The sequence below is a fragment of the Devosia sp. MC1541 genome (assembly GCF_012847305.1).
GTDB lineage: Bacteria > Pseudomonadota > Alphaproteobacteria > Rhizobiales > Devosiaceae > Devosia.
The window spans coordinates 18,209-28,871 of sequence record NZ_JABBDZ010000022.1 but is presented as its reverse complement, the minus strand read 5'-3'; the positions used below and the strand labels follow the sequence as shown (position 1 = coordinate 28,871).

Here is a 10,663-nt window from a genome sequence, read left to right as displayed (position 1 = left end):
GCCATTGTCGCCCATGAGCTTGGCGTGCCGGTGCTGGAAATCTCCATTATCGGCTCCGAAGGCGTGGGAGGCTGGGTTCATGCCAAGCCAGATCATGCGTTGCTGACCCGCGACATGGTTGAGCGAACCGCTACGCTGATGTTGGCCGGGCGCGCAGCCGACATGGTGCTGGGTGGTGGTGCCCACGCAGGCGCGGCTAATGACCTCGAGACCGTCAACAGATTGCTGCGTTCGGCGATGCTCGAGCTCGGGCTCTATGGTTCACTGACCACACCGAGCAACACTGACCTGCGACACTATCAAGGCACCACGTTCTGGGCGCGCATCGGTGCCGAAACTGACCGGCTTCTCCAGCGGGCGTCCGATATCGTCGACCGTCGCCGCGACGATATCGGCAAGCTTGTCGAAGCTCTGCTGGTCGAACGTGTGGTGACCGGCGAGCGGCTCGCTGAACTTCTTCTCACCGAGATCAACGAGCCGTTCGAAACTGTCGAGTACTCGAACACTGTTACGGACATGGAACCGTCACTGTCCTCGGGGAGAGTTTGATCACGGACGCAAACCCGATGCTCCGTGATGCGATGCGCGGAAAGGGCCGTCCCTCGTTAGGTATTAACGGTTGGGGACGAGATTGGGTACAGAAAGACGTTCAAAATTATGAGCCACGCAAGTGGCTTGTTCATGGAACCCAGTCTCGCGGGGCAGAAAGCGGAACCTACCTTGCTGTAGCGTTCTGAAAAAGCAGGAAGTGGGTTCTCTGATTTTCTAGCGGCGTGTTTGTTGCATGCCAAGGTCCCGGTCAAAGTGAATCCAAGATTTGGAGTTCAACGATGACCGGGCAAAATTTTGCGATTTTACGCGTACAGAAGCTGAAGACTCGCAGGGACCTTAAGGCGGCGACGCGTCATGGACGCCGCCAAGATAGCGGTCAACATTATGACCCCGACCGCACCGCTTTCAATCGGCACTGGGCTGCGATGCCTGTGGTTGGGCCGGTAGATTGGGCTGAAGGAGTCGATTGCGCCATTAGACGGTTGGGCGCCCGATGCCGCAATGGTGCAGCCCTTGCTGCAGAGTTTTTTGTCGGCGCCTCGTCAGGATATTTCGACCCAGTTGGTGACGAGGATAAACATTTTGACATGGAACGTGTCACGGCTTGGGCCGAGGCGACGATGGAGGCGTTCTACGAGCGCTATGGGGAGGCAGTCGTAGCCGGGCGCCTCGATCTTGATGAAGGCAGTCCGCACATGGCGATCTGCGTCGTGCCGGTGTACCCAAAAGTGACCAAATACACTCGGACGGTAGTGGTCAGCTATCGCAAAGTGTTCGGTGGCGAGAACAAGCAGGAGGCGCGCGACCGCATGATCGCGCTACAAGACTGGTACGCGGACAAGATGGCCCCCTTGGGCCTCACGCGCGGCATTTCCAAAACGGTCACCGGCCGGCCTCATCTCAGTCATCAGCAGTACACTTTTAAGCACCGCCAGGAGGACGAGGCGCGTGCTCTGGCTTTGCGCCAGGTGCAAGAGCGAGAAGCTGAACTTGCCAAGCGGTTGGCTCAGTTGGAACTGGAATTGGAGCTGGCCGCCAAGTTAAGCGTTATCGCACGTGAGAACGCCCGCAAAATAACTGGGATACTATTGGACGCCGAGAAGTCGCGGGAATACGTTAAGCGAATGGCAGAAGCTCTCGCTGCGTACGATCCAACGGCAGAGATCGTTAAGATCATGGACTCAAAAGCTCCGATCTTAGCCCGATGGGACCAAAGGCTCGATCAACTGGCCAGAGAATTCGCTGCAGTCGAGCTTCCCGATAGGCCCGGTCCAAAATAGATGCGGCGATTGTCGCTAAGCGGGTGCATTCGATGCTGCGCAGGGCCCTGCTCACATCGTGAGGAAGGCCGACGCAGGATCACTCTGTCCGTGTACCAAACTCACGGAAAGAACGCCGAACGAAGGTGCGATCACCTGGCGGGACAAGCGGGGCGTACGGTCATCGGAAATTGTGGGGGCGCTTCACAATTACCGTTTCCGGCGCTCCCTGTGAGTTGGCCGTATAGGAATGAATGGCAGAAAAGGGGCCGTTAGCCGTCTGTCCGCTTTTCGATCACGGTTGGCGATAAGCTGCCATTCAGCATCCGACCCCATTTCGGTCGTCCGCAGTTGTGCACAGGAATCTCGAAAGCGGTCATTCGCCTCAGTCTGACAAAGCAGCCTTGCACCCCGTTCCGTTCATTAGAACACTCCTGCGATTGCCCAAGAGCTGCCATTGGCTACTTACCTAGGCAAACGGCCAGATCGAGGAGCCTTGCTGGCTGCCGGCTTTTGGACCGCATTTGGAGATAGCGGACAGCTGCCCGGTTGGGGCGTGATCTACACCAGATCGAACGCTTGGAGGCAAAATTGCTCCAATCTGGTTGGGTCGGGAACATGCCGCCAGACCTTAAACGGATGTTTAGCCTACCCTCTTCGCAAGCCCATTCTACCTGCGACTGAGTAGCGTAGTAGCCAAGGAGCAGCGCTAGGTCCGCAATGCATCGGTCACCGCGTTTTCGCCTAAGCGAAACTGAGTATACTTATCTTGCTTCTGGCCAAGCAGCGGTGACCGGAAACTCGAAATAGGTGTCCGGGAAGGGCTCGTTGACCAATGTGTAATGCCACCACTCTTCATCATAACGCTTGAAACCGTGCTTCGCCATCAAGACTGCCAGTTTCTCCCGATTGGCGGCAGCATTGGGTTCAATACCTTCCGCGCCATGGTGAGCCTTTACGTCGAAGCAGTCGTAGCCTGTGCCGAAGTCGAGGATGCCGTCGGCAAAACGTTCGTTCTCGGGGAGAGTGCAATCGTGCAGTCTTTCGCCCGCGTGCCATGGTGTCGCCTGTCCCTGATCAAGGTGCCTGATAGCCAGATCCACCGTACTGCCACGGCTATGGCCCGAGTGATTGGCGATATAGCCGAGGTCGAACAGGTCTGCCTTGGCCACTCGCGGGTAAAATTCGGCCTGCATGTCCAGATCATTCATATCGCTCGCCCAGGCAGCGAAATTAGCGACGGCGCTCACGGGGCGGTAGCAGTCATACAGTTTTAGACCCAGCCCCTCGGGCTCAAGATCACGCGCAACTGCTACCAGGGCCGTTGCAGCCTGCCGGGTGAGGATGCACTCACCGGCCTCGTAGCCGGCGATCGGTCTGCCGACGAAATTGTGGTTTCCATGGTAGCGAATGTCCTGCTCGATCCGTGGCGCGACTGCGCTGAGCCTGACGAAACCCATGGGGAGGTCGGCGGCGGTAGCGGGAACGGCCATAAACAGCATGGTAGCGGAAAAGAGGATGAGCTTCGGACGATGGTTCTGACAATTCAAGCGTGAGGGCGTTCCGGTGTCCTGATAGGTCTTCTGGCCGCAATTCAGCACGCGCTTGGTTACGGTGTCGTCATCGGAGCTGCTACTGGTTTGGTGGCGCAAGCCACAGAAACCAGATAGGCGCCCCGGGGCGCCTATCTTTTTTGCCTGCGATTGTCCGCCTGCCTCAGGGCAGACGGCAATCTGCATCCGCCCCGATCTCGGCCATCAGTGACGCGACAGCTGCTTCCAACTGCGGGTCGGTATTGAGACCGACATGGTTGGGGTCGAACGGCACGCTGATTTCGGGCTCGATCACGAAGTTCTCGTAATAGGTCCCGTCCAGGCGACGCGACGGCAGTACCGGGATGCCGTAAGTGAGGCCGGGCACGATCTTGCTCTCGACATAGTTCACCGCCGTGCCGGTATTGAGCACGGTATCGCCCACCAGCTTGCCGATGCCATTGTCCTGATAGGCCTGTGGGAACACCGAGCCATCCGAATAGCCGAAGCTGTCGACCAGCACCGCACTGGGCCAGACCCAACGATTGTTGGGTTCGATGAGCTTGGCGCCATCATCCCGGCCCATGGTTGCATAGGCAGTGCCGGTCAGCAGGGTGATCAGCTCGCGCGTCAAGTTGCCACCACCATTGGATCGCACGTCGACCAACGCCGCCTTGGCGACACCGCGCGTGGCGCTAAGGGTTGCGAGCAGGTCCAGATAGGGACCATTGCCCATTCCAGGCAGGTATTGATAGGCAATGCAGCTGTTGGACAGTCGTTGCACCATCTCGCCCCGGGCATTGATCAGACGCGCATTGGCCAGCCCCAGTTCGACCTGTTGGCTGATCGGGGTCACCTGCACCTGACGTTCGGCACCCTCGCCGTCATCCAGCACCCCAACGAGCACCTGACGACCAGCATTGAGGTCAAGCAGCTTGTCGAGACCACCAGCCTCAGGGACCGGCTGGCCATTGATCGAGGTGATGATGTCACCCGCGTTAATACCCAGGTTCTGGCGATCCAGTGGCCCGCCGGCCAGTACGTCGGCGACGCGACGTCCCGGTCCCTCATAGCCGTGGTCGAGATAGATCCCGAGCGAATCCTCATGTGTTCCCAAGCCCAGGGCGGTCTGTTCGCTGCCACTGTAGGACACAAACAGATGGGAGGCTGAAAGCTCGCCCAGCATGGCCGAGATCAGGCTGACCAGTTCGCGGTTTGACGCAACCGAAGAAACATAGGCCCGATATTTTTCGCCAATGGTATCCCAGTCACGGCCTTCGAGGCCCGCGTCGTAGTAGCGATATTTGATATCGGCCCAGGCCTGTTCGAAGGCGGCGGCACGGGCCGCATCGGCATCGCGGGTAAACAAGATATTCTGCGCGATCTCCGACTGTTGATCAGGCTGGCTCAGGGGAACCCGGAGCACCTTGCCTGGCAATTTGAGGTCAACAACGCCCAGCTCAGCGACGTAGCTGGCACCCTGCAACTCAGGCGCCGGAATGCTGGCAATAGTCTCGAACGCCCCCGTTGCGAGGTCGACAATGTTGAGGGCAAGCTCTTCGCCGTCATAGACCGGCGCCAGCAAGTGCTTTCTGTCCGAAAGCATTTCGAGCGCAATTGGCTCGTTCATTCCAGGCGCAAGGCGGGCTTCAAGATGCTTGCTGCGGAAGCTGTCCGCCGCGTAAGTGTCGGCGATGATAGCGTTTTCCTCACTCTGGTCGGAGCCGGAACGGTCTCCCTCCATGATGTCGAGGAAATCCTGCCGGGCCGCTTCGGACAGGAAAATGCGATAGAGATCGGTGTTTCGGGCGTGCAGCTGCGCATCGCGGGTGCCGTAGTGCGTGGTGGAGCCCACAAGCTGCGTGCCGTCCAGCGACCAGACATACTTGTAAAGGTCCGGCACATTGCCAATCTGGCGTGGCCTTGCGCTGCCATCGGCAGGCACGATGGCGACGTGACGCAATTCGGTGGCGTCGATGGTGTTCCAGTCGACGGCCAGTTCCCTCGAATTGGGCGACCAAGTGAACCACAGATGGCCATCGACATAGGTCGAGTTGTAATCGCCCTCGCCAAACAGCTGGATGACCTCGCCGGTCGCCAGATCGAGCACACGCACTTCGCGACGATCAGCGATAAAGGCGATCTTGCTGCCATCGGGGGAGAATTGCGGGTCCATGGCATTGCCGTCCTCGGGGACGAGCAAGGCCCGCTCCTGATAGCTGATGGCCAGCCCGCTTTCGGCTTCCTCGGATTTTAGGTCAACCGCATAGAGGCCCCATTGGTGGTCGCGCTGCGCGGCATAGACCAGCAATGAACCATCGGGGGAGAAGATGGCGCTGCGTTCCTCGCCGGGGGTATCGGTGACCCGGCGGTAATTGCCCTCGGTATCGGCAAGGAACACATCGGTATTGGCGATATGGGCAAACAGCTCTCCATCCGGCGAGCTGGCAAAGCCCTGCGAGGCCTCGGCATAGAGATTGAGCCGGTTGGACGCATGTTGTTCGAGCGTCAGTATCTCGATTGGCGTCGCTGCCTCGGCGTCAGGCGACTTGACATAGATCCGCCCGAGATAGGTGTAGGCAATGGTGCCGTCCTGGGCCACGGACAGGTAACGCACCGCGTCGTCAGTATAATTGGTCAGCTGGGTCTCTGACCCGCTGGCCAGATCGAGCTGCCAGACATTAAGCCGGCCGGATGCTTCGGACAGATAGGTGAGCTGGGAGCCGTCTTCGCTCCATACCGGATTGAGCCGGTCGAAACTATCGACGGGAAAAACCCGCTCGTGCCTGCCGGAGGCCGTGTCGTAAATCCACAACTGGCGGGCATTAGCCGCGACCCGGAACTGCCGCTCTTTAGGGTCGCTCGACGGATCGTAGGAATAGACCATCTTGGTCTGGTCCTTGTTCCAGCGCGCCTCATGGGCCTGGTTTGGCAGCACCAGGCTCTCACGGCCGCTTTCGAGGCTGACCGCATAAAGCTGAGGTATCCGGCTCAGGGCACCCTGGACGCTGCGTTCGGCATCGCCAAGGCGCAGAGCCTCAAACAGCACGCTTCGCCCGTCGGGCGAAAAGCTTATCGGCATTTCAGCAGCTGACGAGAAGGTCAGGCGCTCGAGCGTACCGGAGAAATCGGTGACATAGACGTCGTCATCGCCGCCAATATCGGAGGCGAAGGCGAGCCGTTCGGAATCGGCAGACCATACCGGATGGTGGCTATAGGCCAACTGGCTCGAAATCGGTACGGCCAAGCCGCCATCGGCGGGAACCACGAAAATCTGCCCCCGGTGGGTAAAGCTGACTGTCTCGCCATCAGGCGATATGGTCGCAAAGCGCAACCAACGCGGCGCCTCTCCGGTCGGCTCCGCCAGCGCCGGCATAATGCCGGCCATCAGTGCCAGGAGCGAAGCTGCCCCAACTCGCTTCAACATGAATTCCTCCAATATGATCGCTACGCGCAAAAAATCCGCAGCGACTGAATAATGATGCCACGACTCCATCGAGCGCTGGCTACTTCAACATCGCGTCCATCATGCCTTGGACCAGACCAGTCCAGAACTAGAACTGCCCCTGGAATCCAATGCTGACGGCGTGGGCGGAAGCGGAGCGCTGGAGAGAGCCGTCATAGGCGGCGAACCAGGTATCGCCGTTCGCCGTCGTGAGATCGAGCTTGGCACCTAGCTTAAGAACATCGCGCCCCAACTCCACGCTCTGACCGGTGATGGTCCGACCAAGCAGGTCCGTGGCGACGGCATAATCATTCTCTCCAGCGACCCTCGCATAGCCGATGTCGCCGGTGAGGCGCAGGCTATGGCCGCCTTCGAGGTTGAACGGCGCGGATTGGATACGCAGGCCGGGGCCCGCTTCCATCCGGGCGAATTTGCCACCCGCAATGTCTAGGCCGAATATGCCGGCGCCAATTTCGCTGGCGGCCTGAATGGCCTGCACTTGTGCAGCCAGCGCCAGATAGGGCGAGACAGTGAAGTCATCATTTAGCCTGAAATGGTGGCCGACCTCGAAGGATGCGCCAAGCCCGATGCCGGATGCGCTGGAGCGCCCCACCGGGGCAAAGCTGATGCCCGATGCGCCCGAAATGTCCCGACGCTCGATCCCCTGTTCGAACAGGGAGACCTGTCCGGTGCCGTTGACGAACCAGTTGTCGCGGCTCCAGTTGCCATAGGCGCCCAGATGGAAGGCATTGGCCGAACCGCCATCATTGTTCGAGGTCAGGGCCGTGTGGGAGTAGCCTAGCGCCAGCCCGAACTGGACCTCTTTGTCGTGGACGAGGTCAACGCCGGCAAGGACCCCGCCAATCGTGCTGGCGGCCGACGCGGCGCCGTCGGAAATCGAAGCGATGCCATAGACCGGCGCGAGCCAGAGGATAGGACCTGCCGGTTCCTGCAATACCGCGTCAAAGGGAGTCGGCGTGGCATCGGCTGTGGGCATGTAGCCAAGCGGCACAATATCGCCTGTGGCACTACGCAGACCCAATGGCTGACCCATCTGGTTGCGCAGGACGCGGTCAACGGCATTGAAAGCATTGGCGCGCGCCCAGCCCGCATTGGAAAAGACCGAGGCGGTCGCGGGGGCAATGGTGGCCGCCATGTTGGCAACACTCAGTAGACCCCAGCCGTAATTGTCGTCGATGCCCGGTGCGCCGATGTCCTTTGAAGTCTGTAAGAGCAACTGTGCAATTTGGGCGCCGGAGGCATTTGGGAACATTTCCGCGCCGATGGCGAAGGCGCCGGTCACGTGCGGCGTCGCCATAGACGTGCCGTTGAGCCACCCATATTCATAGCTCACCATGGAGGAAAAAATCTGGTCCTCGGCGGGGGCGACGCCCGAGCCGCCCGGCGCGGCCATGCACCACTGCCTGGCAAGACCACAGGGCTGTGCGTAAGAGCCGTAGTCGCCTGTCGGCCCCACTGCCGTCACAGCAATCCAGTGCGTGGTCAGTTCCGGAAAAAAGGCAGGGAGGCCGGCCAAGATGCCTGGCTGCAGCGTGTGGCGGATACCGCCTGCGCCGTAGTCGAGGACGCGATCATTGCCCGTGGCAAAAATCTGCACCACGTCAGACTGGGCCAGCGCGCTAAACGAGCTGAGCATGTTGGGGAAGTTAATCTGGACATGGTTGGCGTCAACATCGGTGACGGTGATGCCGCGCTGCTTATTCAAAGCTGCGTCGAAGCGATTGAGGCCCCAGGAATTATTGATGGCGCGAACGCCATTGCCAGCCACCCAATAATAACCATTGGCGACGTTGTCGATGGGGACGCCGGCGATCGCCCAGTTCACGTTGTAGATGTCGGCACCCGGCGCGACGCCGACCCGGCGCCCCGCAATGGTGCCGGTCACATGGGTGCCGTGGTCATGCGTGGGGTTCAGCACGTAGGGCGTGCCGTCGATATTCATCCCGCCCAACCAGCGATCCGCATATTCCGTATGTAGCGGGTCGGCGGATTGATCCATTACGCCAATGATGACGCCATTTCCGCGATACCCGAGTTCCCATGCCTTGTCGGCACCTACCATGGACAGGCCCCACAACCGGCTGTCTATCTGGGCATGAGCTGCGGATATCGGCAGGCTTGCGGTCAGCGCAACGGCAAGCATGGCTGTGTGGATGATTGGCTTACTCATTCTGAGCCCTGAATAGAAAAGTTCACAGAGACTATGAGCTGCCACGACGCTGGTCGCAGTGTGGTTGCCAAGAGTCTCATTGATGTAGTCGGCCGCACTGGCCAACCCCAGAATTATCCTACGGCACGTCAGGTCAAGAAAAAACGTCTGAAACCGTCGAGGTTGCTCAATAATCTCATAATCAGCGGAAATATTATTCCTGGCGTCTCACATATGATTTGAAAAAATGCAACGGTTGCGGCGCCGCTACTTCATGGCGGCGAGCCAACGGCTCCAATCGTGTTCTTCATCCATGTTAGTCTCGCCAACCCGTGCTTCCTCGACCAACGTGCGGTAAGCTCGGGGCGACACGCCAAAGCACTGACGGAATGACTTGGTGAAGGCGGAGTGGCTGGCAAAGCCCCATGTTTCTGCAATCTCACCGACGCTAAGGTGGCGCTGGTTTAAGCTGGCCAGCTCGCCCCGAACCCGGTGTAAGCGACGAAGGCGCAGGTAGGAAGCAAAGCCGCCCACCGGCTCCATGATGCGATAGAGAGTCGCGCGCGAGATCGAGAACCTTCGGGCTACCACCACGCTCGACAAGGTCAGGTCGTGCAGCCAGTCCTCGATATACCTTTTGACAGCGAGCAGCGTAGCTGTCCTGACTTGTTCAGCCTGATCTTCAGTTACCAGTCCGTTGAGAGCAGCAGCAGCAAGCGCAATAGTCGCTCCCTGCACAGATTCCATCTGCGCGATCGTCATGTGGGGCGCCGCTCGATAAAGCGCTTCGAGGTGGGCCCGCACCAGCCCGGTCAGCGAGTGGGTTGCCTCATGACGGCGGCCGCCGTGAGCATCTGGTGCAGCGAGCAAGGGCGCCAAGAGGCGCCGGGGTATGCCCAAATCAATGCTGCTATAGCGTGTCGACGCAGTGGCGATCGGCTGCGTCATGTCAACGGTGAGGAGATCGCCTTTACGCAGGATCACTTCTCTGCCGTGCGCTGTCGCCCGACGCTGGCCTGACGTGTAGAACTGAAACGCGTAATAATCGATGCCGTCCTCGGCGATACGTGCCATTTCTCTCGCGGTCGACTGTGCTGAGCTGCCCACGGTACCAAAGACCAGATCACCTCCATTGTACAAATCAACCACGGCACAAAAAGCGTCGTCTTCTACGGAAAGGATGTCCCAAACCGGTGTCGCGGCGTCGCTCCACTGTCTAATTCTGGCGCGCTCTGGGAACCGGCGAGTGTCAAAATGAGACCGCGAAATCAATGTCACGCCAGCCGCCACAGGACGCTACGGGACACATGATAAGTCCAACAATAGGCGCATCGCTCCAATCGCCCTACACTCCTCGATAGCATGGTCATCGCATCAAATTTCCCACAGCCGGTATTGGGGCGCTTTGGGCGCGAACGTTCATGACATGTATGTGAGGCCACTTAATAGTGCGTTGAAATCTCCGGTCGGAGAGCGCGCGGTTTGCGATCCAGATGAATTATATCTCATCCTTGTCCCTGCAATCGCAATGGCTTGGCTACCATGAAAGTCCGGTGCAATTCCCCAAAAGTCGGACCATGCAACCAGCCACACGCGATGCCCCGCTATTCGTCAAAATATCCATCAATTGCAACCCATCCGCTGTCGGCCCCCGCACTGGTCACGTGGCGAATGTCGGATTTAGGTCAGCTCCCATCCAGAAGCT

General features: G+C 59.2%; 5 protein-coding genes and 1 pseudogene. 2 read left to right on the top strand and 4 right to left on the bottom strand.

Annotation, left to right across the window (positions count from 1 at the left end; translation table 11 throughout):
• Window positions 1-549, top strand: a pseudogene (locus HKD40_RS16540) (hypothetical protein); the annotation flags it as partial.
• A 281-nt stretch (window positions 550-830) separates the two neighbouring features.
• Entirely contained in the window at window positions 831-1,832 is a 1,002-nt protein-coding gene (locus HKD40_RS16535; RefSeq protein WP_169196884.1) for a plasmid recombination protein, read from the top strand.
• A gap of 743 nt (window positions 1,833-2,575) precedes the next feature.
• Here the strand turns inward: HKD40_RS16535 and HKD40_RS16530 are convergent.
• From HKD40_RS16530 to HKD40_RS16515, 4 genes are all read right to left on the bottom strand, one after another.
• Window positions 2,576-3,550, bottom strand: coding sequence for a M15 family metallopeptidase (locus HKD40_RS16530; protein WP_248306115.1), 975 nt, complete (start codon window positions 3,548-3,550; stop codon window positions 2,576-2,578).
• Complete coding sequence (locus tag HKD40_RS16525; RefSeq protein ID WP_169196883.1) at window positions 3,528-6,770, bottom strand: S41 family peptidase; 3,243 nt, start codon at window positions 6,768-6,770, stop codon at window positions 3,528-3,530. The genes HKD40_RS16530 and HKD40_RS16525 overlap by 23 nt, the downstream gene beginning before the upstream one ends.
• Window positions 6,771-6,897: 127 nt before the next feature.
• A complete protein-coding gene (locus HKD40_RS16520) occupies window positions 6,898-8,979 on the bottom strand; it encodes a S8 family serine peptidase (RefSeq protein WP_169196882.1) in 2,082 nt (693 codons plus the stop codon).
• A 246-nt stretch (window positions 8,980-9,225) separates the two neighbouring features.
• Window positions 9,226-10,236, bottom strand: a complete 1,011-nt coding sequence (locus HKD40_RS16515; protein ID WP_349236817.1) for a helix-turn-helix domain-containing protein — start codon at window positions 10,234-10,236, stop codon at window positions 9,226-9,228.
• Between the last annotated feature and the right edge of the window lie 427 nt (window positions 10,237-10,663).